Below are 24,569 nucleotides of genomic sequence, written 5' to 3' on the forward strand. Positions count from 1 at the left end.
GGGCAGCCACTATTCGCAGCAGCTCTGTGCGAGCCATCGGGATGTCGCTTTTGCCTGCCGATGTCGCATTCGCGCTGCGGGGTGACGCTGACAAGCAGTTTGCCGCAGGGGGGCAGGGCTAGTATCGGGTCAAGACAGCCACTCAAGGCCTTGGCGCCGGCTGACTCGACAGGATTTGAGCGAACAGACGATCACTGATCACCCTTCATCGACCCACTCCAACAACAACGATCCGCTTACCGGAGGCGCGCAATGTCTCAGCAACATGGCTACACCCGTGATGACCGACTGGCCAGACTCGACCCTGCACTGGCCGAGGCCATCCTCGAAGAGACAGCGCGTCAGGAAGCGCATATCGAGCTGATCGCCTCCGAGAACTATGCAAGCCCGCTGGTGATGGAGGCTCAGGGCAGCCAGCTGACCAACAAGTACGCCGAAGGCTATCCGGGCAAGCGCTACTACGGCGGCTGCGAATTCGTCGACAAGGTCGAGACGCTGGCCATCGAGCGCGCCTGTGCGCTGTTCGGCTGTGACTACGCCAACGTGCAGCCGCACTCCGGCGCCCAGGCCAACGCGGCCGTGTTCATGGCACTCGTCTCGCCGGGCGACACCATCCTCGGCATGAGCCTGGCGCATGGCGGCCACCTGACCCACGGTGCGGCACCCAACTTCTCCGGCAAGCACTACAACGCCATCCAGTACGGCCTGACCGAAAGCGGCGAGCTGGACTACGAGGAAATGGAGCGTCTGGCGCGCGAGCACAAGCCGAAGATGATCATCGCCGGCTTCTCCGCCTACTCGCGGGTGGTCAACTGGCGTCGCTTCCGCGATATCGCCGACGAGATCGGCGCCTGGCTGATGGTCGACATGGCCCACGTGGCCGGTCTGGTCGCGGCGGGTCACTACCCGAGCCCGCTGCCCTACGCCCATGTCGTCACCACCACCACGCACAAGACGCTGCGCGGCCCGCGCGGTGGCCTGATTCTCTCCGCCACCGGCGATGAAGCGCTGCACAAGAAGCTCAATGGCGCCGTCTTCCCCGGCCAGCAGGGCGGTCCGCTGATGCACGTCATCGCCGCCAAGGCCGCGGCCTTCAAGGAAGCGATGAGCCAGGACTTCGTCAGCTATCAGGCCCGCGTGATCGCCAATGCCCGCGTGATGGCCGAGGTCTTCATGGCGCGCGGCTATGACGTGGTTTCCGGCGGTACCGATGACCACCTGTTCCTCGTCTCGCTGATCCGTCAGGGCGTGACCGGCAAGGACGCGGATGCCTCACTGGGCCGCGCCCATATCACCGTCAACAAGAACAGCGTGCCGAATGATCCGCAGAGTCCCTTCGTGACGTCCGGGCTGCGCATCGGCACTCCGGCCGCCACCACGCGCGGCTTCGGCGAGGCGGAATGCGAGGCACTGGCCGGCTGGATCTGTGATCTGCTCGACGCGCTGTCCACCGGCGAGAGCGCCAAGGTGGAAGCCGAGGTGCGTGGCAAGGTCGAGGAAGTCTGTGCACGCTTCCCGGTCTATGCATCGAACAGCGTGACCGACCCCGCCGCGCTTGCCTGAACGCTTGCCTGAACAAGGCGCTGGCGAGAGACAACGATAACAACGACACATGCCGCAAGCGCAGAGACATCACTCGGGTGACAACAACAGACATCACTCGGGCGAGAGCACCGGACAGCGCTTGCGGTGGCAAAGATGTGAGGAGGGTGGCAAATGCAGCGTTACTCGGGATTCGGGCTGGTCAAGCATGCGCTCAGCCACCATGAGAACTGGCAGAAGGTCTGGCGTAGCCCAGAACCCAAGAAGGAATACGACGTCGTCATCGTCGGTGGCGGCGGGCATGGTCTGGCCACGGCCTACTATCTGGCCAAGGAGCACGGCATCACCAATGTCGCGGTGATCGAGAAGGGCTGGCTGGGCGGCGGCAACACCGCGCGCAACACCACCCTGGTGCGCTCCAACTATCTGTGGGACGAGGCGGCGGCGCTCTACGAGCATTCCATGAAGCTGTGGGAAGGCCTGTCCCAGGATCTCAACTACAACGTGATGTTCTCCCAGCGTGGCGTGCTCAACCTGGGCCACACCCTGCAGGACATGCGTGACATCCAGCGCCGCGTGAATGCCAACCGTCTCCAGGGCATCGATGGCGAAGTGCTGGACGCTCAGCAGGTGCAGGAACTGGTACCGGCGATGGACTGCTCGAGCCGCGCACGCTACCCGATTCTCGGTGCTTCCTGGCAGCCGCGCGGTGGCGTGGCGCGTCACGACGCCGTGGCCTGGGGCTTCGCGCGTGGCGCCGACAGCCTCGGCGTCGACCTGATCCAGCAGACCGAGGTCACCGGCTTCCGCAAGCAGGATGGCGCCATCGTCGGGGTGGAAACCTCGCGCGGCTTCATCGGTGCCAAGCGTGTCGGAGTGGTCACCGCAGGCAACTCCGGGGTGATGGCCGAGAAGGCCGGCTTCCGTCTGCCGCTGGAATCCCACCCGCTGCAGGCGCTGGTCTCCGAGCCGCTCAAGCCGATTCTCGACACCGTGGTGATGTCCAACCACGTCCACGGCTATGTCAGCCAGTCGGACAAGGGCGACCTGGTCATCGGTGCCGGCATCGACGGCTACGTGGGCTATGGCCAGCGTGGCAGCTACCCGACCATCGAGCACACCCTGCAGGCCATCGTCGAGATGTTCCCGATCTTCTCGCGGGTACGCATGAACCGTCAGTGGGGCGGCATCGTCGACACCTGCCCGGACGCCTGTCCGATCATTTCCAAGACGCCCGTGAAGGGGCTCTATTTCAACTGCGGTTGGGGTACCGGTGGCTTCAAGGCCACGCCGGGATCCGGCAACGTCTTTGCCTGGACACTGGCCAAGGGGCGCACCCATCCGCTGGCAGAGCCCTTCTCCTATGACCGTTTCAACACGGGCAAGCTGATCGACGAACACGGCGCCGCTGGCGTCGCGCACTGAACCTGCCGTCAGGAGACGACCGACCATGATGCATATCTTCTGTCCCTACTGCGGCGAGCTGCGCGAGGAAGAGGAATTCCACGTCAAGGGCCAGGCGCATATCGAGCGCCCGAAGGACCCCGAAGCCTGCTCCGATGCCGAGTGGGGGGATTATCTGTTCTTCCGCAACAACCCGCGTGGCGTCCACCACGAGCTGTGGATTCACGCCGTGGGCTGTCGCAAGTATTTCAACATCACCCGCCACACCGTGACCTACGAGATTCTCGAGACCTATCGCATGGGCGAGCAGCCCACCATCACCGGTGAGACGAAAGCCGATCCGACCACGCAAGCCAAGGGGGTGAGCGCATGAGCCAGCAAGACAACCAGACCGCCGCTGCCCCGCGTCGTCTCGCCTCGGGTGGACGCATCGACCGCGCCACGCCGCTGACCTTCACCTTCAATGGCAAGCGCTATCAGGGCCTGGCAGGCGATACCCTCGCCTCGGCACTGATGGCCAACGGCCTCGACGTGCTCAACGCCAGCTTCAAGTATGCGCGTCCGCGCGGCCTGGTCGCCGCCGGTGCCGAAGAGCCCAATGCCATCCTGCAGCTGGGCAGCACCGAAGCCGGCCAGGTGCCCAACGTGCGTGCTACCCAGCAGGCGCTCTACGACGGCCTGGAAGCTCACGCCGTCAGTGGCTGGGTCAAGGCGCAGAAGGACCTGATGAGCCGCTTCCTGCCGCAGGTCGGCAAGCTGGGCGGCAAGTTCATGCCGCCGGGCTTCTACTACAAGACCTTCATGGCGCCGGCCTCACTGTGGATGACCTACGAGAAGTACATCCGCAAGGCCGCCGGTCTCGGGCGTTCTCCGCTCGAGGAGGATCCGGACATCTATGATCACCTGCATCAGCACACCGATGTGCTGGTGATCGGCTCCGGCCCGGCGGGCCTGATGGCAGCGCTGGTCGCGGCTCGCAGCGGCGCGCGCGTCATCCTGTGTGATGAGCAGGAAGAGCTGGGTGGCTCGCTGCTCTCCATGTCGGCGGACTGTCTCGATCAGACCCTGGACGGCAAGCCTGCCATCGAATGGCGTGACGCCGTACTGGCGGAACTCGAAGCCTGTGAGGATGTGCAGCTGCTGCCGCGCACCACCGCCAACGGCTATCACGATCACAACTTCGTGACCCTGCACGAGCGCCGTACCGAGCATCAGGCCGACCTCGCACCGCGCAATGCACGTGGCGCTCAGCAGGCACGTTCCCGCCTGCACCGCGTGCGCGCCCATCGCGTCATCATGGCCACCGGCGCCCACGAGCGGCCGCTGGTCTACAGCCACAACGATGTGCCGGGCAACCTGCTGGCCGGTGCCGTCACCACCTATCTGACCCGTTACGGCGTCGCCGCCGGCGACAAGCTGGTGCTGTCGGTCAACAACGACCACGCCTATCGCGCGGCACTTGCCTGGGCGGCAGCCGGTCGTGAAGTGGTCGCGATCGCCGATGCGCGTCCGGCGCCTTCCGGCGTGATGGTCGAGGCGGCGCGTGCCGCGGGCATCCGCATCATCGCCGGCGCTGCCGTGATCGAGGCCAAGGGCGAACGCCGCGTGACAGGCGCGCGCATCGCGGCCATCGATATCGACGCCTTCAGCGTGACGGGGGCGGTGGAAGAGCTCGCCTGCGACACCATCGCAAGCTCCGGCGGCTACAGCCCGGTGGTTCACCTGGCGGCGCACACCGGTGCGCGTCCGGTATGGAGCGACGAGATCCACGGCTTCCTGCCCGCGCTGGGCGCCCCGATGCTCAAGGGCTTCGATGCCTGCGGCGCCGCCAATGGCAGCTTCGCGCTGGAAGATGTGCTGGTCGCGGCCTACGCCAGCGGTGTCGCCGCGGTGGAAGCCTGCGAGTTCGAGACCGCCCAGGCCGAGGTGCCTGCGGTCTCTAAACTTGCGGAAACGCCGATGCTGCCGCTCTATCAGGTGCCGCATGACAAGCCCACCGCTCGCGCGCCCAAGCAGTTCGTCGATCTGCAGAACGACGTCACCGCCGCCGGTATCGAGCTCGCCACCCGCGAAGGCTTCGAGTCCATCGAGCACGTCAAGCGCTACACCGCGATGGGCTTCGGCACCGACCAGGGCAAGCTGGGCAACATCAACGGCATGGCGGTCGCCGCGCGCTGTCTGGGGCAGACCATCCCCGACACCGGTACCACCGTGTTCCGCCCCAACTACACGCCGGTGACCTTCGGCGCCATCGTCGGCCGTCACTGCGGCGAGCTGTTCGACCCGATCCGCTACACCGCGATGCACGAATGGCACGTAGCGCAGGGCGCCAGGTTCGAGGATGTCGGCCAGTGGAAGCGCCCCTGGTACTACCCGCAGGGCAGTGAGGACATGCATGCCGCGGTGGAGCGCGAGTGTCTGGCGGTGCGCGAGAAGGTCGGCGTGCTGGACGCCTCGACCCTGGGCAAGATCGACATCACCGGTCGCGATGCGCGCGAATTCCTCAACCGCATCTACACCAACGCCTGGGCCAAGCTGGGCGTCGGCAAGGCGCGCTACGGCCTGATGTGTCACGACGACGGCATGGTGATGGACGACGGTGTCACCACCTGCCTGGCCGAAGACCACTTCCTGATGACCACCACCACCGGTGGCGCGGCCTCGATCCTGGAATGGCTGGAGCTGTGGCACCAGACCGAATGGCCGGAACTGGACGTGCAGATGACCAGCGTCACCGATCACTGGGCGACCCTGACCGTCACCGGCCCCGAGGCGCGTGCGCTGGTCGGCGAGCTGACCGACATCGACCTTGATCGTGACAGCTTCAAGTTCATGGAAGTGCGTGAAGGGCTGATCGCCGACATTCCCGGGCGCATCTTCCGCATCTCCTTCACCGGCGAGCTGTCCTACGAGCTCAACGTGCCGGCCAACTACGGGCTGCATGTCTGGAAGCGTCTGTTCGAGTGCGGCAAGAAGTACGGCCTCACGCCCTACGGCACCGAGACCATGCACGTGCTGCGCGCCGAGAAGGGCTTCATCATCGTCGGTCAGGACACCGATGGCTCGATCACCCCGGAAGATCTCGGCATGCAGTGGTGTGTCGGCTACAACAAGCCGTATTCCTGGATCGGCAAGCGTGCGCTGTCGCGTCCGGATACCCGCCGCGATGACCGCAAGCAGATGGTCGGCCTGATTCCGACGCGCAAGAAGGCCGGCGATGAGCGCATCGTGCTGCCGGAAGGCTCGCAGATCGTCTTCGACCCCGAGCACGCCATCCCGATGCCGATGGTCGGCCACGTGACCTCCAGCTACTACAGCCCGACGCTGGGACATGGCTTCGCGCTGGCGGTGGTCAAGGGCGGTGCCAAGCGCATCGGCGAGACGGTGTTCCTGCCGCAGGCCGATGGCACGACGCTGGAAGCCGAAATCACCTCACCGGTGTTCTACGACAAGAAAGGGGAGCGCCAGCATGTCTGATGCCACCACACTCGACCCGCAAGCGGGTGCTGCCGTCGATGCGCAGCCGCAGGACATGACAAGTTCTCAGACGTCGGTGATCGACCAGCGCCCGACGCCCGAGGTCCACGCTCAGTGCGCCCGCTCGCCGCTGGCGCATCTGTTCACGGCCCGCGATGACGGCGATGCCGGCGTCGTGCTGCAGGAGAAGGCGTTTCTCGGTCACCTGACGCTGCGCGGTGACCCCGCGCAGCCGGGCTTCGCCGAGGGTGTCGAGGCGGCGCTGGGTCTGGCGCTGCCGTTGACGCCGGCGACCCTCCACCACAATGAGGACGGCCGCTCGATCCAGTGGCTGTCACCGGATGAGTGGCTGATCCTGGTGCCCGGCGAGGAAGCCTTCACTGTCGAGAAGGCGCTGCATGAGACATTGGCCGGCCGCTATCAGGTGGTCAACGTCAGCGGTGGCCAGACTGTCATCTCGCTGAGTGGCGACCAGGCGCGTCAGGTGCTGATGAAGTCGACGCCGACTGATGTGCACCCGCGTGCCTTCCCGGTCGGACGTGGCGTGCCGGCGGTGTTCGCCAAGGCGACACTGGTGCTGCGCCGCGTCAGCGAGAGCGAATTCGAGCTGGTGGTGCGCAGAAGCTTCGCCGATTACCTCGGCCGCTGGCTGCTGGATGCCAGCGAGGAATTCGGGGTCTGCATCAAGGCCTGAGGTCTGAGGCCTGAGGTCTGCGTCTGAAGAGATCTGCGTCTGGAGAGAGGTCTGTCACAGGCGCGCGCAATGACCTGAATCGGCTGCCAGGGGCCTTGCCCGGGCCAGGAGGCGGGCTTCAGAAATACTGAAGCCCGCCTCAATAATATTGGTTTGTCGCGCAGGGCCTCGGATGCAACCCTGACGTTGCTGCTTCCAACAATAGATAATCCTTACATGACAGGCACCTACGTATGCGTGATACCTGGATTCTGACCGCCCAATGTCCCAGCCGCATCGGCACGGTGGACGTCGTGACACGCTACCTGCGCGAGCAGGGCTGCTACATCACCGAGCTCAATTCCTTCGATGACCGCCTGTCGGGGCGCTTCTTCATCCGGGCCGAATTTCGTCCGCAGACCGAGGCCGGTGCCCTCGATGACGGCTTCGATGCCGCGAGTTTCGAGCAGGGCCTGGACACGCGTGCCGCCGACTTCGAGATGGACGTCAGCCTGAGTGCGCCGGATGAGCGCATGAAGGTGGTCATCATGGTCTCGCGCTCGGACCACTGCCTGAACGACCTGCTCTATCGGCATCGCATCGGCCAGCTGCCGATGGACATCACCGCCGTCATCTCCAACCATCCGGACATGGCACCGCTGGCCGAGTGGCATGGCCTGCCGTATCACCACCTGCCGATCACCGCCGAGACCAAGGCCGAGCAGGAGGCCAGGGTATGGCAGATCGTGCAGGACACCGGGGCTGAGCTGGTGATTCTGGCGCGCTACATGCAGGTGCTGTCGAGCGACATGTGCGAGAAGCTCTCGGGGCGGGCGATCAACATCCACCACTCGCTGCTGCCGGGCTTCAAGGGTGCGCGCCCCTATCACCAGGCCTACGAGAAGGGCGTCAAGCTGGTCGGCGCCACCGCGCACTACATCAATGATGATCTCGATGAAGGGCCGATCATCACCCAGGGCGTCGAGACGGTGGATCATGCCCACTATCCCGAAGACCTGATCGCCAAGGGCCGTGATATCGAGTGCCTGACCCTGTCGCGAGGTGTGCGTTATCACCTCGAGCGTCGCGTCTTCCTGCATGACAAGCGTACGGTGGTGTTCGGCAACTGAGCCCGGGCTGCGTCCGTCAGTTCACTCTGTTCACGCAGTACATAAGCTCCACAACGTCCATAAACGATGAAGCCCGCGACCTTTCGGTGGCGGGCTTCGTCGTTTGTGCATGTGCGTATGCGTGTCAGCTTCTGCGCAGGCTCCACAGGAAGTAGCTGCCGCCGATCAGCGAGGCCATCAGGCCGGCGGGAATCTCGTAGGGCGACAGCAGCTGGCGGCCCAGCCAGTCGGCCAGCACCATCAACAGCGCGCCGCACAGTACCGCGCCGAGCATGTGCTCGCGGGCGCGGCTCAGCCCCAGCAGGCGCGCCAGATGCGGGGCCAGCAGGCCGACGAAGGACAGCGGGCCGACGATCAGGGTCGCCAGCGCGGTCAGCACCGCCACCGCGCCCAGCAGCACCAGGCGGGCGCGGGTCACGCCGATGCCCAGCGCACTGGCGCTCGCCATGCCCAGTGGCAGGATGTCCAGCCAGCGCGCCAGCGGACGCACCAGCAGGACCGCGATGATCGCCAGCGCGAGCACGCCGACCGCCGCGGAGAGACCCACGTAATAGGTGGAGCCGGACAGCCAGGCCAGAATCTGCTGACCGCGCGGGTCACCATCGGCAAGGATGATGCCGCGCACCGCATCGTAGAGCGCCGTGATCGCCACCCCGCACAGCAGCACGCGTTCGGGAATGAAGCCACTGCGATGATTGAGCACCACCAGCAGCGCCAGACAGGCCAGCGCCCCGCAGATGCCTGCGCCCAGCAGGGTCAGTTGCCCCGGTGACGGGACCAGCAGCAACGTCAGCATCAGGGCGATGGCGGTGCCGCCGCTGATGCCGAGAATCTCGGGGCTGGCCATCGGGTTGCTGGTCAGGCGCTGCAACAGGGTACCGGCCAGGGCCAGCAGCACGCCGGCGCCTGCCGCCGCCAGTACCCGTGGCAGGCGGAAGTCCAGCACGCTGGTCTGGCCGGCCATCATCTGTTGGAGCATGTCACTGCCCAGGGTCCAGCCATCGGCGCCATTGCCGACCAGCAGGGCCAGCATCAGGGCCACGCAGACCCCGGCCAGCAGCCAGCCGAGCAGGCGGTCGGGGCGGGGATGACGATGCGTCAGTGACATGCCGTGATGGCTGGCGGGGCCAGCCCCCTGCGCCATCTTGAGGCGCGGAATCAGCCACAGCAGCAGTGGCGCGCCGAGGGCCGCCGTCATCGCGCCGGTCGGAATCAGGTTGGGCAGCAGGCCATCGAGACTGGCGACCACCTGGTCCGTCACCGCCAGCAGCAGCGCCCCGAACAATGGTGCCCACAGCAGGCGCTGGCCCAGGCGGCGCGCGCCCATCAGACGCACGCAGGCCGGCGCGGCCAAGCCGATGAAGCCGATGATGCCCAGCACGCTGACCACGCAGGCGCTCAGAAATACCGCCAGTCCCAGACTCATCAGGCGCAGCTTGCGCAGCGAGACGCCCAGGCTTCTGGCGTTGGCCTCGTCGAGGTCCAGCACCGCCAGCGGACGCATCAGCACCAGCGCCAGCAACATGCCCGGCAGCAGGCGGGTGAGCAGCGTGATCACGCCATCCCAGCTGTTCTGAGCCAGCGAGCCTGCGCCCCATACCAGGGTGCCGTGCAGGGCTTCCTGATTGAACAGCAACAGCACCATGCCCAGTGCGCCGATGTAGAGATTGACCACCAGCCCTGCCAGCACCACCACGGTCGGCGACATGCCTCGCGCCCAGGCCAGCGCGAACACCAGCCCCATGGCGGCCAGGCCACCGGCCAGCGCGACCCATTCACGGCCCAGCTGGAAGCCGTCTCCCCCAAGACCCGTGCCGGCCATCAGCGCCGGGGCGAACAGCGTCGCCAGCATCATCGCCAGACTCGCGCCACTGGCGACGCCGAGGGTAGTGGGCGCGGCCAGCGGGTTGCGCAGCACCTGCTGCATCAGCACGCCGGCCATGCCCAGCGCGCCACCGGCCAGCAGCGCGCAGACCAGACGCGGCCACCAGCTGACATGGGCCACCAGCTGCGCGGAGAGCAGCGCGCTGTCTGCCTGGCCGAGACTGGCCGCTGCGCTGAAGTCGGGCGATGCCCACAGTGCGGTCAGGCCCTGCATCAGGCTCAGGCCTTCACGGTTGAGCGCGAGGCTGCTGAGCACCACAAGGGCCAGGGCCAACAGGCTGCAGGCCCGGCCCGGCGTGAGGTGCAGCGGGCGACGGCCTGATGCGGGGCGAGTGCTCATGGCCTGCTCAGTGGTTGCCATCGGTGGTCTCCCCCTCAAGTGTCGCCTCGTCGTCAATCAGATGGCTGGCGAGCAGTGCGGCGAAACGATTGGCCGAGGGCAGGGCGCCGAAGCTCCAGACCGGCGGCAGGAACAGCGGCGCCGAGGCCTGGCTGTTCTCGCGTACGCCGGGCATGGCCTGCCACAGACCGTTATGCGCCAGTGCCTGGTGTCCGCCGGGCGGCAACGGTTCCACCACCACCATGCGGCCCTTCAGCGTCACCAGCTTCTCGAGACTGACGGTGGCGAAGCCCCAGGCGTTGGTGTCCCCTTGCCAGGCGTTGTCGATGCCCATGCGCTCGATCACGGCCTGGAACAGGCTGTTGTCGCCGAAGATGCGCACATGGCGGTCATCCATGAATTGCACCATCAACAGCGGCAGGGGCGATTGGCCCTTGCGTGCCGCCTGCTGGCGCAGCGCGGCGTTGTAACCGGCCAGGCGAGCGGCGCTCAGGCGAATCAGCTGTTCGGCCTGGGGCTCGCGCTGCGTCAGCTTGCCCAGCTGGCGGGTCGCCTTGACCAGTGTCTGCCAGGTGTCGGCGTCCGGGGTATAGATGGCGATGCTGGTGACCGGCGCGATGGCCGACAGGCGCGGCGCGAGGCTGGACAGCATCGGGCTGATCAGGATGTCGGCGGGGGCGAGAGCGGCCAGCTGCTCCAGGTTCGGCTGGGTGCGCAGGCCGAGATCCCGCGTGCCCTGCGGCAGCGCCGGTTGGTTCACCCAGCTCGCGTAGGTCGCGACCTGGCCCACGCCCATGGCGCGCACTCCGATTCCGGTCAGGGTCTCGGCCAGGGTCCAGTCCAGTGCCACGATGGGGCGATCGACGAAGCCGGCCGGTGGCTGGGCTGTATCGTCCGTCGTGGCAGCGCTGGCGGCCCCCACCGCCAGCAGGCTCAGACTGATCAGTGCCAACAGCCACTTCATAGCGGCACCGCGATCTGCTGCTGGCTCTGCGGCGGGGTGATCACCTGCATCTCGACGCCGTAGATATCCTTGAGCGTGGCGGGGTTCATCATCTCGTCGGGCGCGCCTTCGGCCAGTACCTGGCCGCCGTGCAGCGCCACCAGGCGATCGCAGTAACGCGCCGCCAGATTGATGTCGTGCAGCACGATGATGATGCCCAGCCCGAGGGTGTGGCTCAGGTGCGAGACCAGTTCCATCACCTCGATCTGATGGGCGATATCCAGCGCCGCCAGCGGTTCATCCAGCAGCAGATAGCGACTGCCCTGGGCCAGCAGCATGGCCAGCCACACGCGCTGACGTTCGCCGCCGGAAAGGGTGTCGACCTGCTGTTCGGCGAAGGCTTCGGTGTGGGTCAGCGCGATGGCGCGCTCGATGGCTTCTTCATCCTTGGGGCCGGGACGGCCGAGCAGGCCGTGCCACGGATAACGGCCGAAGGCGACCAGCTCGCGGCCGGTCAGCGCTTCGGCCGCCGGCAGGTGCTGCGGCAGGTAGGCCACCGCCCGCGCGAATTCCCGACTGCCGAACTGCGAGAGCGGGCGATCATCCAGCGCCAGCTTGCCACTGGTCGGGGTGTTCTGACGCGCCAGCAGCTTGAGCAGTGTCGACTTGCCGGAGCCATTGTGGCCGATCAGGCCATGCACCTGGCCGGGGGCGAAATCGAGAGACTGCGTCTTGAGCAGGCAGCGCTCGCCGAGGTCAAAGCGCAGGTGGTCGAGAGTGAACATGAAAGCATCGTCATCCGTGGTCAGGGCGTCAGGCTAAGGGCGATTCATTCTGGGCGACATGACGCGGAGACGTTCGCCCATCCGTACTCCGCGGGGCCATCAGTGCTGATCGCCTCTTGCTGTCGGGCTGTCATCACGCCGGCTTCGTCGTCGCGCCTTGCCGGGCGCGGCTGACGTTTGGCGCATGGCTGGCGGCGAATCCGCGGTGTCCTGCTGGCAGGCGGCACAGTCGCGGCTGACTTCATTGCGATAACAGCCCGCCGCGGCCAGCCGCATCTCGCAGTGCTGCTGCGCCTGGGTGACGTAGCGGCCTGCCATGCGCTCGGACACGCCGAGTCGCTCGCCGATCTCGCGCTTGGTCAGGCCCTCGAGGCGATACCAGGTCAGGGCGAGGCGAAAATGGCCCGCCAGCTCGGAGAGTGCCGCATCGACGACCTGCAGCTTCTGGCGGCGCGCCAGGCTCCTCTCCGGGTCCAGATGGGCGGCCGCCACGCGCTCATCGCCCTCGGACACCGATTCGAATTCCGGTGCGCGGGACTGGTGGCGGTGATGATCGATGATCAGATTGCGAGCGATGCGAAACAGCCAGGCGCGCGGGTTGGAGGGCCAGTCTCCGGTCAGGCGCAGACGCAGATAGACCTCATGGCTGATGTCTTCCGCCAGCTCATGCGAGCCCAGCTGGCGCACGAGAAAGCCGGTCAGTTCGTGACGATGCTCGGCAAACAGCTGGTCCAGCGAGTGGCGGTATTGCTGTGCAGCACAAGCCTGCAGCTCAGCGGGCGTTTCAGCTTCTGGCCCGTGTGCGTCAGGCGTTCGCTCATCCGTGTCGCGATGAGGTCGAACTGGGGGCTTGGCGTGAGAGGACATCCACGGCTCGCAATGAGATCTGTCGTGATGGGAGGGTAATGGTATTGTTGTTACGAATCATTATCAATGATTGAGTGTCAGGCGCGCCAAGGACCGCCCCCGTGCATGACGAGGGCGGTCCCGGTGCTGCTTGTTCGTAGTTAGCTGGTCGTAGTTAGCTGGTCTTGGCTGACGGGTCATGGCGATCACCAGGTCATCGCGACCTGGTGATCGCCAAGTGTCACCGCTCAGCGGCGGGCGAAGGCCGCGATGGGGTTATCCAGCTCGCCCTTGAGCTGCAGGGCGCCGGACGGATCGGTGAGATCGACCATCTGCTGGTTGTTGCGCAGCTGCAGGCGGTTGAGGCACGACAGCGTGAAGCGCGGCGCGAACAGATCATGACGCGCGAACTTGTCGGCCATCTCCGGATGGGCGTCCTGATAGTCATGGATGCAGGCCGCGACGCGAGACCAGAAGGCCTCCTCCGTCATCACCTGCTCGCGCACCAGCAGCGGTACCGCGAAGCGGAAGATGCAGTCGAAGACATCGGTGAGCAGCGACAGGATACGGATCGGTTCCGGCACCTCGACCACCAGACGCTCGACCCCTGCCGGCAGTTCGAGTGCACGGGTCTCCTCGGTGGCGAACAGCGCCGCTTCCTCGGCGATGTCCTTCATCAGCGCACCGCACGGCACGCCATCGCGCAGACGCATGATCAGGTTCTCGCCGTGCGGCATGAACACCAGGTCGTGCTTGAAGTAGCAGTGCAGCAGCGGCGTCATGTAAGCCGTCAGCCACTTGTCGATCCACGCTTCGGCGCCGATGCCGGAGCGCTCGATCAGCGCCGGCAGCAAGGCCTTCTCATCGTTGTCGACATGCAGCAGCGCGGCCATGGTCATCAGGCGCTCGCCTTCATCCTTGACGTCTTCCGGGCTCTCGCGCCACAGGCTGGCCAGCATCTTTCGATAGCCGACGGCTGCCGGGTCCGCGTCTTCCAGCACATCATCGCGATAGCCGATGGCCGCGACTTCACGCAGCAGACGGAAGCCCCACTTCTCGAAGGACGGGTCCGAATCGATCAGGCCCTGCAGCCACTGATTGATGACCGGAGTGGCACGCATGTAATAGGGCGACAGGCCGCGCATGAAGCCCATGTTGAGGATCGACAGCGCGACCTTCACATAGCGGCGATTCGGCTGATTGCGGTTGTAGAGCGTGCGGATCGACTGCTGCGCCTGATAGCGGTCCTCCCCCAGCCCGAGACAGACGATGTGCTGACTGGCGATCTCGGCGGCGAAGGTGATCGCCAGCTTGTGGCTCCACTGCCACGGATGCACCGGCATCATCAGGTAGTCGGAGGGCGCAAGGCCCTTCTCGGTCAGCTGCTGCTCCAGGCGGCCAAGCTCGGCTTCGCCCAGCTCTTCCTCGAGCAGGCGGCGCGGATCGAGACCATCCACGGCCGAGTAATGGGCGTTGTCGCGATGCACGGCGATCCACACCAGCGCGAAGGGCTGCGCGGCTTCCGGCGCGTAGGCGCGATAGTCCAGCGCATCGAAGCCCATGCGGCCATTGTTGGCGACGAAGCACGGATGGCCTTCGCTCATCGCCGATTCCAGGGTCTGGAAGGAGGCACCTGCCAGCACGCGGGCGGACTGATTCTCGCGCACGGCGCGCTGCATCTTCCAGGCGCTGGAGGCGAGCGTGGCGCTGACCTCCTCGAGATAGACCGGCAGCAGACGTGGCGGAATCTCCAGCACGTCGTTGAGTTCCAGAATCAGCTCACGCGCGTCCAGCGGCAGGGAGTTGCCGTCGGCATCCAGGCGCTGGATGGAGGCGGCATCGATCAGCCAGTGATCGAGCTGGAAACGGCGCGCCACGAAGCGATATTCCGCTGCGCGGCGGCTGACCGGCGGCGTGTCGCTGACCTGCGCCGCCAGCGGCAGGCGGAAGTGATGCCAGTTGTCATGGCTCTGGCAGGCGGTGCGGGTGCCGCAGTCATCGGCGCATTGCGGGTGGATCAGACGCTCGTGGCTGAACTCGGCCAGCGCCTTGCGCACCAGCAGGCGATTGGCCTGCTGCCAGTCCGGGCCGGTGAGATGTTGGCTGGCCGCGGCCGGGTTGGCGGTCACGCCGCGGTCCAGACGCGGGCTGCGAGTGGCCAGGGCGGCACGGAAGTCCTGCGGGGTGCAGAAGCACAGGCGCGCCGGCTTGCCGTCGAGATCCAGCGGGCCATGATCGACGAAGCCCACCGCGGCATTCAGCGGATGAATGGCGCGATTGCGGCTGTCCGGCTCCACCACCACACGGGTCACGGGACGGACTGCATCTTTCCCTTCATCGGCATGCTCATCGCGGAACTGGCCGGCGAAGATCATCGCCATGATCGATTCGATCACCGCCCGCGAGAAGCCGCTGATGGGGGCCTGGTCCTCGCTACGCGGCGCGACGAGGAAGTGCATGCCGAAGTCGCCGGGCTGCACACTGTAATGCTTGCCGAGCGGGTCGTGCGCCGGGTCATAGAGCTCGACCAGAAAGGCCGGCTGGTCATTGTAGAAACCGACCCAGCCCTGGGCGTGCTGGCTGTCTTCCAGGCCCTGGTAGAAGTCGTACTTGGTGGTGATGAGGTCATCACTCATGCCCCAGAAGCTGGCGCGTTCGCCGCTGGTCCACTCATCCACCATCGCCATGTCGGCGGCAAGGTCGAGCGGGCGCAGCGCGAATTCGGCGCGCTCGCTGGTGCTGTCGTCCTGCGGCTTGCGCAGGCGAGCCTGGGCTTGCTCCAGCTCCACCGCGCGGCGGGTGAAGCGCGTTCCCGGTGCCGGGCTGAGCAGATTGATCGTTGCGGGCGCGGCGAGTGAGGTCATCCCGAACAGCTGCTGTGACGGTGTCGCTGCACTGTGAGAACTTGCCGCGCTGCTGGACTGTTCGGCGCTTGCGGCGCTGGTGATGTCGACTGGCATGTTCATGCGGTGGTCTCCCGGTGTTGCGGTGCAGCGGTGTGAGTCGTGTCGGCCTGGGTGTCAGAGGCGGTGCCGGCAGAGGAGCTGTCGGTAGAGGAGCTGTCGGTAGAGGCGGTGCCGGCAGAGGATAGGCCGGTAGAAGAGGTGCCAGCGTGAATATCCGTCTCGCCGTAGGGCAGGTGTGCGGCGGGCAGCGGTGTGAAGCCATTGCCACAGCCCTTTTCAGAGCCGGGCGCGCCGAAGCTCTGGAAGGCGATGCGGCGCTCGATGGTATAGACCTCACGACCGGTGATGGCGCGCAGGATGCAGCTGTTGCGATAGCAGGCCATGCCCAGGTCCGGCGCGGCCAGCGAGTGGGTATGCAGCTCGGCATTCTGGACGAAGATCTCGCCGGCGAACGGTGATTGATCGCCCTCGTGGCCGTCGGCGTCTGCGGTGCTTTGCGTGTCGACGGCGTAGAAGCGACCGACGGCGTAGCGGCCTTCCTCGTCACGACGAATGCGTGACTCGATGCTGCGCAGGAAGGGCGGCGCCACGTAGTGATAGCCCGTGGCCAGCACCACGGCGCTGGTGTCATGACGCCAGGCCTGCTGCTGTTCGCGCTGATAGAGCCCCAGCGTGAAGTCGCCGTCGGTCTCTTGTTTGTTCAGCGAGGTCAGTTCGGTATTGGTCATCAGGGTGGTGGGCACCACGCCTTGCAGCTGCTTGGCGTAGAGGGTGTCGTAGATCTCGTCGATCAGCTCGAGATTGATGCCCTTGTAGAGGCCCTTCTGGGTCGCCAGCAGGGTGTTGCGCTGCTCACGCGGCAGGGCGTGGAAGTAATCTATGTAATCCGGTGAGGTCATCTCCAGCGTCAGCTTGCCGTATTCCAGCGGGAAGAAGCGCGGCGAGCGCGTGATCCAGTTGAGCTGGTAGCTGTGCTGGTCGATCTCGCGCAGCAGGTCGAGATAGATCTCGGCGGCGCTCTGGCCGGAGCCGATGATGGTGATGGCCGGTTGGGAGGTCAGCTCCTCCTTGCGCGCCAGATAGTGGGCGTTGTGGCACACGCGGCTGCCCGCGACCGGCACCACGTCACGCACGGTATCAGCGGCTTTCGGCAGGTAGGGCTGGGTGCCGGTGCCCAGCACCAGCTTGCGTGCGCGATAGGCGAAGGCTTCGCCGGTACTGGGGCGAGTGCCGCGTACGATATAGATGTCGCCGACATGCTGGATGTCCTGGACGTCGTGATCGAAGCGCAGGCAGCTCAGCTCGCGCGCCGCCCACTGGCAGTACTGGTTGTACTCGCGGCGCAGCAGGAAGAAGTCTTCGCGGATGTAGAAGTTGTAGAGCTTGTCATGCAGCTTCAGATAGTTGAGGAAGCTGAAGTGGCTGGTCGGGTCGGCCAGCGAGACCATGTCCGCCATGAAGGGCGTCTGCATGCTGGCATCTTCCAGCAGCATGCCCGGGTGCCAGTCGAACTCGGCCTTGCGCTCGAGGAAGACGCCCTGGACGTCTTCCAGCGGCTCGCTCAGGCAGGCAAGGCTGAGGTTGAAGGGGCCGATGCCGATGGCAACGAAATCCAGCACATCATCGCGCGCTTCCAGAGTGTCTGTGACGTGAGGGTTCGAGGTGTCATGCATGACGGCTTTCCTTGGCTTCTGTGGTGTGACTGCGACGGCTGGCGGCCGGAATGTCGGCCAGTGGTGCGCCATGGTTCGGTTGGGCGGTGGTGCTGACGGCCAGCTGATGCGCCTTGACCAGCGCCTGGCCGTGCTGACGGATCAACTCGACCACGGCGGCCAGGTCTTCCTGGCGCGTTTCCGGGTTCAGGAGGGTGAACTTCAGGTACTGACGGTCCGAGACCTTGGTGGCGGCGACGATGGCCTCACCGCTGCGTGACAGGCGCTTGCGGATCTCGCGGTTCAAGGCGTCCCACTGCTCGGCGCTGAGGGTCTCTTCACTGGCGTCATGGAAGCGGAATACCAGGGTGCTGAGCTCCGGTGCCTGGACGACATCGATGTCCGGCGCCGCCTCGAGCAGCTGGTAGCCCTCGCGGGTGAGATCGATCACGCAATCGAGCATGTCGCCGAGGGCATCGGCGCCCATCAGGCGCAGTGTCATCCACAGTTTCAGGGCGTCGAAACGGCGCGTGGTCTGCAGACTCTTGTTGACCTGATCCGGCGTGCCTTCGCGGGCCTGAAGCTCCGGGTTGAGGTAGTCGGCGTGATAGGTGACGTGGCGCAGCTGGGTGCGATCACGTACCACGCAGGCACTGCAGCTGACCGGCTGGAAGAAGGTCTTGTGGTAATCGATGGTGACGGAGTCCGCCATCTCGGTGCCCTTGAGCCAGTGACCGTGGCGGCGCGAGGTGATCAGACCGCCGCCATAGGCGCCATCGACATGGAACCAGATGCCGCGGGCGTGGCATTCACGACCGATGGCCTGCAGCGGGTCGATGCTGCCGAAGTCGGTGGTACCGGCAGTGGCGACCACGGCCATCGGGATCAGGCCTTCGGCGCGGGCGTTGTCGAGGGCGTCACGCAGGGCCACGGGGTCCATGCGGCGGCGCTCATCCACGGCGACGGGGATGACGGCATTGTGGCCGAGACCGAGCAGGGCACAGGCCTTCTGCAGACTGAAATGACTGATGCCGGAGGCGAAGACGCGCAGGCGTCCGGCTTCCGGCGGCAGGCCGTGGGTCTGGTTGCCGGGGTGGTTGGGCAGCTTCTCGCAGACCGCGTCACGCGCCAGCAGCAGTGCCATCAGATTGGATTGGGTGCCGCCGCTGGTGAAGATGCCATCGGCGGTCGGGCCCAGGCCCAGGCGCTCGGTGGTCCAGTCGATCAGGCGCTGCTCGATCAGGGTGCCGCCGGCGCTCTGGTCCCAGGTGTCGAGTGAGGAATTGATCGCGCCCAGCAGGCTCTCGGCCCATACACCGGGCAGCACGACCGGGCAGTTGAGGTGCGCGATGTAGCGGGGATGATGGAAGTAGACGGCATCCTTCAGGTAGAGCGACTTGAGCTCCTCCAGACCGGCTTCGAGGTTCTCGAGGGGCGTCTCGAGATCGAGGTCGGCAAAGGCCGGACGCAGGGCCTCCGGGGTGATGCCACTGAACGGCTGCTGGACACTGTCGAGCTGTTCAGCCACCAGCTGGCTGATGCGGTTCATGCCTGTCTGCCAGGCATCCATGTTGGCAGGCGAGAACAAGGCGGCGCGCGGCGAGCTGGACAGTGAGCGCGCACAGGCGTCGGTCTGGGCGTCAGACACGGAGGATCCTGCGGCAGCGCCGTAGGTGGCGGCGGAATCTTGAAGGCTGTGCATTACATAACCTTATGCGAATGTTCGCAGATAAAGACTTGGAAGAGACTCGCAGCCAGCTGGGACAGATGGCTCAGGTGCGAGGACCAGTCAGGACATTCATCAAGTGCCGCGTTTGCGGTCGTTGTTGTTGGTGAAGCTGTTGGTGAAGCTGTGGGTCAAGCCATTGGCAAAGCGGTCGGCGTGGTCAGTCACGTCTGCCGTGGGCATCGGCAGAGAGTGAGTCGTCACCGAGCGCCCCTGTGTCAGGCAATCTCGGTGTCATGTGGGGTACACGCCAGAGGTATCAGACGATGAGTGATTCAGGGCGATGGTGCCGGCGACATCCTTGCCGCCGGCGGGTCGTGCGGGTCGATTCAGAATCGACGGACTGCGGACGTGTCGGAATCAGAAATCATAAGTCAGGCTGGCCGTGATGCTGCGTTCTGCGCCGTAGTAGCAGAAATCAGTGCTGTTATAGCAGGAGGCTACGTATTCCTTGTCGAGTAGATTGTTGACGTTGAGGCGTGCGCTGACTCCTTGTGCGCCGAGTCTACTCAGGTCATAGCCAATGGTGGCATCTACCAGCGTGTAGTCTGGCACCTTGGCCGTATTGGCATCATCAGCGTAGATATCTGCGTAATAGCGCACGCCAAGGCCGGTGTCGAGACCTGCGAGAAGACCTTCCTTGAAGACATAGTTGCCCCATACGCTGGCCTGATGGCGTGGTATCTGGCTTGCTGTATTACCTTCTGTGCCATCGGCGGCTTCCACATAGGTGACATCGGTGTAGCTGTAGCCGGCCTGCAGAGAGAAGTTATCGGTCAATTGTGTATGTGCTTCGAGCTCTACGCCCTGAGACTGTATTTCACCAATAGGGCGATAGAAGCTCTCTTGAGGGCGCTTGGATGCTACGTTCTCTTGGTTGATACGGAACAGAGAGATGCTATAGCGATCGCGGGTGCCGTGGGGCTGGAATTTCAAGCCGGTTTCGATCTGCTTGCCTTCAGTGGGATCCAGCAGGTTGCCGTTCTCGTCGGCGTAGGAGTTTGGCGAGAATGAGGTCGAATAGCTGACATACGGAGCTATTCCATTATCAAAGGTATACATCAAGCCAGCACGGCCTGACATCTGGGTGTCATCCAGCTCGCTTTTGCTGTCAGTTGTGGTGTTGTTGTTCTCGATGTTGACCCAGTCCTGACGCAATCCGAGCGCCAGATTCCAGCGATCCATGCTCAGCTGGTCTTGTATATAGACGCCAGTCTGATCCAGTTCTCGCTTTTCGTCATAGGAGTAGGTAATCGTACGATTGGAGCTGTTGTTACCACTGGTGACGTCCAGGCTGTCGGCCGATCCCGAATCGTAGGTCGTATCGTTGCTGCGATCCTGGTAGTCGGCACCGATCAACAGAGTGTGGCCGATAGGTCCAGTTGAAAATTTGCTTTCCAGCTGATTGTCCACCGTCCATGCATGCAAGCTCTCGCGACCGCCTGTGTAATAGCGGTTGAGTTCTGTATCCGAGGCCCAGCCGTAGGCATAGACCTGCTCGAGCTCTACATCGGAGCTAAGGTAGCGCAGCTTCTGGCGAGCTATCAGGTTGTCACTGAAGCGGTGTTCGAAGTCGTAGCCGAGCATGCGTTCGGTACGTTCGAAGGTGTCGTAATCGTCATCACCTTCATAGAAATTATTGCCGAGCTTGATGCCGTTACGGCTGTTCACTGTCCCTTCATAGGGTAGGCCGGAGTGATAGCCACCTTCGGGGTCTTTCTGCAAGTAAGCCATCAGCGTGACGGTCGTGCTATCCGTGACATCCATGGTGACCTGTGGCGAGAAGGCATAACGAGACTGCTCCGCAGGGCCGAATTGGGTGTCTTCGGCGCTGGCGAGGCCCGTGAGGCGATAGGCGATGCGCTGTTCATCGTCTAGCGGGCCGGTCAGGTCAAAGGCTGCGCCGCGCTGATTGTTATTGCCGACGGTCAGGCGGATCTGCCCAGAATCCTGGAATTCTGGGCGTTTGGACTCCATGGCGACCAAGCCACCGGGAGAAGAGCGCCCGTAGAGTACGGAAGAGGGCCCTTTGACGATTTCGATACTGTCGAGGAAGTAGGGGTCGATGGTCATCGAGCTGTAGGAGCCCGAGTCACCCATCAACTTCAGGCCGTCCAGGAAGGTATTGCTGACACTGCCATCGGAGAAGCCACGCAGCACGATGTAATCATATCGATTCGAGGCCCCTAACTGATTGGTATAAGCTCCGGGTGTGTAGTCCGCTGCGCGCTGCACTGTCTTGGAGCCACGCTTGTCCATATCTTCACGGGTGATGGTAGAGACGGACTGGGGGGTCTCGAGATAGCTGGTATCGGTCTTGGTAGCCGCTGTGGTGGTCACCGTCATGGTGTCGAGGGTCTCGTCCTGAGACTCACGGTGGTCGGCCGCCATGGCCTGACCGGCGAAGGGCAGGCCAAGGCCAATCGCCAGTGCCAGAGGGTGCCTGGGCAGGGTCATCAGCAAGGAGCGAGTGGCTTTATGTGCGGCGGAGTCTTTCATGAGCGCGGTGTTCCATCCGGAATGATTTATATAGGAATGATTCTTGTTCGTCGTTCTCTCCTGTGGGTAGACGTTCAGATGACAGCTTTCTGAACCATGAATGAGAATTATTTTTATCATTCTCTTATGTCGTGGTGTCATGAGGGCTGACCATCGCCGTCATGCGCGCTCTCGCTGGCTGGCGCAGGCTTCATCCTCGGCTGCTACCGACACAAAAAAACCGCCCCGTGGGGCGGTTCTGATGACGCGATGCGCAGGCTTGCGATTGGGTCGCGCTCGACTGGCGGCGTCGCGCTGTGCTGAAGGTTACTGGTCGACCATCTCGCCCTGCAGCGTGACGGGAATGTCGCCTACCAGCGTGCCGTAGCCCAGCAGGTTGAGCAGGGTGCTGCCGACCTGATTCCTGGCGACTTCTGCACTGTCCAGTGAGATGGGGTCGGCGTTGATGAAGGTCAGGTGGGTGGCATCCTGACGGGTGACCTCCAGCGGCAGGGTCTCGCGGTGGGTGCGGTTGCCATCGGTGGCCGAGAAGGGCACCTGCATGCGCGTCGTCTGACCGGGTTCCAGTGCCGCGATGGCCAGCGGGTCAAGATTCAGGGTCAGCGTGGCCAGGCGCATCTGGCTGACGCCGGATAGCCACGGCGGCAGCTCGCCGACCTTGTCGAGCAGGTCGGTCTGGCCGACGCTCAAGGGAATGCTCATCTTGCCGTCATCTCCCACGGTGCCGCTCAGGCCATTGAGGTGATGCACGTGCTCCACATTGCCCTGGCTGCCCTGCGCGGTCAGCGTCGCGGTGGCGCCGCTGCTGTCGGGCACCAGCTGCCAGGCGGCCTGTGTCGGCAGACTCACACCGATGCCACTCATGGCGAAGGCCAGTGCCGCGGCCTTGATCGGGGCGCCGAAGCGGCTTTTGGCGGCTGTGGCGGTGAGGCGGCTGGCGGGTTTACCGGTCGAGCGACGCGCAAGCGTGCGACGCAGGGCGCGGGTCCAGCGAGAGAAAGGCAATGACATGTCATGACTCCTGATGGCCAGGGGCTTGATCGGGCGAGGCCCGCCATGAGCGCCTGGAAAAGATTCGATGCTGCAGATGGGACATTGGACAGGCGGCGGCTCCAAGGGTTCGCGACACTCGTCGCAGCCGCAGGCTGACGGGGATGATCAACGCACATCTCGCGGCGCAGCTGGGAGGGGGGAATCGCTATGTTGTTGAGTTTTCGGGCTTTCCCGAGGCTCATGCTTTCGCTATCATATGCGCGCTGCATGGGCCCATAGCTCAGTTGGTTAGAGCACTCGACTCATAATCGATTGGTCGCAGGTTCAAGTCCTGCTGGGCCCACCATGCATGCCTTCCAGTGGGGTTTCATTCTGCAGATGCTCGAAAGATCCAGTGCCCCGACAAGTCGCCAATGGCGGCTTTTTTTGTGCCTGTCACTTCGGTCTCTCTTGCTGTTCTTTCTTTCCCTTCTTTCCCTTCTTTCCCCCACCAGTGCATCAATGGCGTGATTTCTCGCGGTCCTGAACCACGAACGCCCCATGCCGTGAGGCATGAGGCGTTTTCCTCTGCATTGGCGCGGATCATCCGGTTCGGGTGATCTCTTGCAGGGGCGCTATCACTGAGTCTCTTCTGCCATTTCCTGCTCAGTGTCATTGGCGGCACCGCTGATGGCGTTGCCGGCGGTGGTCAGCGCATTGGCAGTTGCCTGACGAGTGTCCTGCCAGGCGCTGGCAGCGGTGTTCTTGGTTTCATCCCAGGCCGCTGCGGCGCTCTTGCGCGTGTCCTGCCACCAGTCGGTGGTGTAGTTCGGCTGCTGCTCGAACTCGCTCACATCCATGTCGAGGTGGATGCGGTATTCCAGGGCATCCAGATCATCGCCCTGTTCGGTCTCGAGGGTGAACTTGCCCGTTTCCACGACGTACTGGTTCTCGTCCAGCCCCATGGAGTCATCGCTTTCGACGACCAGAGCGGCGACCTGCATGTTGTCGTCGAGCAGGATGTCCTCGACTTCACCGATCACGTTGTTGTCATCGTTCTGCAGGTAGACATCGGCATCCATCAGCTCATCTGCGGAGTAGAGCCCCTGCGGACTGGCCATGGCCATGCTGGTAGTGGACAGCAGCGTGGTCGCGGTGATCGCACCCAGAATCTGTTTGCGGTTCATATTGCTCATGCCGTACTCCTTGCGTGTTGAATCGGTACTTCTGGTCCGGTCCCTCAAGCGCTTCCTTCTCGCTCGTGGCGCAAATGATTCGCCAGAACCATGACCTTACCCATTGAGATCCTGACGAGACCGACAAGTTTCAAGGGGGTGAAAGAAAAACTTGTACGAGAATTCCCCTGTCTGTCACATGCAAGGTGTAAAGGGGCAATGTCGTCGTGCCAAGAGAGTGAGCTTTCTGATGCTCCGTACCTGTCGCGAACAGGCCGCCCGCAAGCGCTCTGTCAGCAGGGCCCTGACGAAGGGGTCGAGTAGAGGGGGCGAGCAGGGAGGTTAGGTGCTGAAGGATTGCATGGATATCAATGCTCACGCCGTTCAAGGCAAGAAGTCGAGACAAGGCACGTGGATATGCCGCAATCAGTGCGCGTTCAAGGCTTTTTCTGCTCGCTGATTGGCTGCCTGAAGAGTGGAGCAAGATGTTTTTGCAAGTCAAAAGAGGCTTTTTTGTAGCGAAGTGTTACACGGCTCTGGCGGGGCGTTCTCGTGCCACAGCGGGCGCATGGGGAGAGGTAAACGCTTGATCAGCGCACACGAAAACGCCTGCCA

General features: G+C 64.2%; 18 protein-coding genes and 1 tRNA gene. 7 read left to right on the plus strand and 12 right to left on the minus strand.

Translation table 11 applies throughout. From position 1 onward, the window contains the following. Positions 1-252: 252 nt before the first annotated feature. From glyA to purU, 6 genes are all read left to right on the plus strand, one after another. Entirely contained in the window at positions 253-1,563 is a 1,311-nt protein-coding gene (gene glyA, locus R1T44_RS03825) for a serine hydroxymethyltransferase (RefSeq protein WP_043333140.1), read from the plus strand. A 153-nt stretch (positions 1,564-1,716) separates the two neighbouring features. Continuing rightward, the gene (locus tag R1T44_RS03830) at positions 1,717-2,967 is read left to right on the plus strand and encodes a sarcosine oxidase subunit beta family protein (RefSeq protein ID WP_043333139.1); all 1,251 of its coding nucleotides are present in this window, start codon (positions 1,717-1,719) and stop codon (positions 2,965-2,967) included. Between the two features lie 25 nt (positions 2,968-2,992). Further along, a complete protein-coding gene (locus R1T44_RS03835; protein ID WP_043333138.1) occupies positions 2,993-3,319 on the plus strand; it encodes a sarcosine oxidase subunit delta in 327 nt (108 codons plus the stop codon). Beyond that, complete coding sequence (locus R1T44_RS03840) at positions 3,316-6,423, plus strand: sarcosine oxidase subunit alpha family protein (RefSeq protein WP_317292597.1); 3,108 nt, start codon at positions 3,316-3,318, stop codon at positions 6,421-6,423. The genes R1T44_RS03835 and R1T44_RS03840 overlap by 4 nt, the downstream gene beginning before the upstream one ends. Continuing rightward, a complete protein-coding gene (locus R1T44_RS03845; RefSeq protein ID WP_317292598.1) occupies positions 6,416-7,117 on the plus strand; it encodes a sarcosine oxidase subunit gamma in 702 nt (233 codons plus the stop codon). Before R1T44_RS03840 ends, R1T44_RS03845 begins: the two co-directional genes overlap by 8 nt. 233 nt (positions 7,118-7,350) lie before the next feature. Beyond that, positions 7,351-8,226: a formyltetrahydrofolate deformylase gene (gene purU / locus R1T44_RS03850; RefSeq protein WP_317292599.1), complete on the plus strand. Its 876-nt coding sequence runs from the start codon at positions 7,351-7,353 to the stop codon at positions 8,224-8,226. 124 nt (positions 8,227-8,350) lie between these two features. Here purU and fhuB read toward each other — a convergent pair whose 3' ends face one another. The 10 genes from fhuB to R1T44_RS03900 all read right to left on the minus strand — a co-directional run bounded on the left by fhuB (position 8,351) and on the right by R1T44_RS03900 (position 22,818). Beyond that, the gene (fhuB, locus tag R1T44_RS03855) at positions 8,351-10,471 is read right to left on the minus strand and encodes a Fe(3+)-hydroxamate ABC transporter permease FhuB (protein WP_317292600.1); all 2,121 of its coding nucleotides are present in this window, start codon (positions 10,469-10,471) and stop codon (positions 8,351-8,353) included. Continuing rightward, positions 10,458-11,402: an ABC transporter substrate-binding protein gene (locus R1T44_RS03860; protein ID WP_317292601.1), complete on the minus strand. Its 945-nt coding sequence runs from the start codon at positions 11,400-11,402 to the stop codon at positions 10,458-10,460. Before R1T44_RS03860 ends, fhuB begins: the two co-directional genes overlap by 14 nt. An 8-nt stretch (positions 11,403-11,410) precedes the next feature. Continuing rightward, positions 11,411-12,178 (minus strand): ABC transporter ATP-binding protein, encoded by a 768-nt coding sequence (locus tag R1T44_RS03865; protein ID WP_287020507.1) that lies wholly within the window; start codon positions 12,176-12,178, stop codon positions 11,411-11,413. 99 nt (positions 12,179-12,277) lie between these two features. Further along, positions 12,278-13,045, minus strand: a complete 768-nt coding sequence (locus R1T44_RS03870; protein WP_317292602.1) for an RNA polymerase sigma factor — start codon at positions 13,043-13,045, stop codon at positions 12,278-12,280. A gap of 227 nt (positions 13,046-13,272) precedes the next feature. Further along, positions 13,273-15,990, minus strand: a complete 2,718-nt coding sequence (locus R1T44_RS03875) for a GNAT family N-acetyltransferase (RefSeq protein ID WP_317292603.1) — start codon at positions 15,988-15,990, stop codon at positions 13,273-13,275. Continuing rightward, positions 15,987-17,603, minus strand: coding sequence for a lysine N(6)-hydroxylase/L-ornithine N(5)-oxygenase family protein (locus R1T44_RS03880; RefSeq protein WP_317292604.1), 1,617 nt, complete (start codon positions 17,601-17,603; stop codon positions 15,987-15,989). The genes R1T44_RS03875 and R1T44_RS03880 overlap by 4 nt, the downstream gene beginning before the upstream one ends. Continuing rightward, a complete protein-coding gene (locus R1T44_RS03885) occupies positions 17,596-19,230 on the minus strand; it encodes a pyridoxal phosphate-dependent decarboxylase family protein (RefSeq protein WP_317292605.1) in 1,635 nt (544 codons plus the stop codon). The genes R1T44_RS03880 and R1T44_RS03885 overlap by 8 nt, the downstream gene beginning before the upstream one ends. Before the next feature lie 153 nt (positions 19,231-19,383). Beyond that, positions 19,384-19,512: a hypothetical protein gene (locus R1T44_RS03890; RefSeq protein WP_317292606.1), complete on the minus strand. Its 129-nt coding sequence runs from the start codon at positions 19,510-19,512 to the stop codon at positions 19,384-19,386. A gap of 156 nt (positions 19,513-19,668) precedes the next feature. Further along, positions 19,669-21,807 carry a TonB-dependent siderophore receptor gene (locus R1T44_RS03895; RefSeq protein ID WP_317292607.1) on the minus strand — a complete coding sequence of 713 codons (2,139 nt, stop codon included), beginning with the start codon at positions 21,805-21,807 and terminating at the stop codon, positions 19,669-19,671. A gap of 306 nt (positions 21,808-22,113) precedes the next feature. Next, entirely contained in the window at positions 22,114-22,818 is a 705-nt protein-coding gene (locus R1T44_RS03900) for a hypothetical protein (RefSeq protein ID WP_317292608.1), read from the minus strand. 251 nt (positions 22,819-23,069) lie between these two features. Between R1T44_RS03900 and R1T44_RS03905 the strand changes: the two genes are divergently transcribed. Beyond that, positions 23,070-23,146: transfer RNA gene (locus R1T44_RS03905), tRNA-Ile, on the plus strand. A gap of 21 nt (positions 23,147-23,167) precedes the next feature. On the opposite strand, the gene R1T44_RS03910 is transcribed toward R1T44_RS03905, so the two are convergent. After that, the gene (locus tag R1T44_RS03910) at positions 23,168-23,386 is read right to left on the minus strand and encodes a hypothetical protein (protein WP_317292609.1); all 219 of its coding nucleotides are present in this window, start codon (positions 23,384-23,386) and stop codon (positions 23,168-23,170) included. A gap of 31 nt (positions 23,387-23,417) precedes the next feature. Next, positions 23,418-23,975 carry a PRC-barrel domain-containing protein gene (locus R1T44_RS03915; protein WP_248380010.1) on the minus strand — a complete coding sequence of 186 codons (558 nt, stop codon included), beginning with the start codon at positions 23,973-23,975 and terminating at the stop codon, positions 23,418-23,420. Positions 23,976-24,569: the final 594 nt, after the last annotated feature.

This window comes from Cobetia amphilecti (assembly GCF_032923285.1).
GTDB lineage: Bacteria > Pseudomonadota > Gammaproteobacteria > Pseudomonadales > Halomonadaceae > Cobetia > Cobetia amphilecti.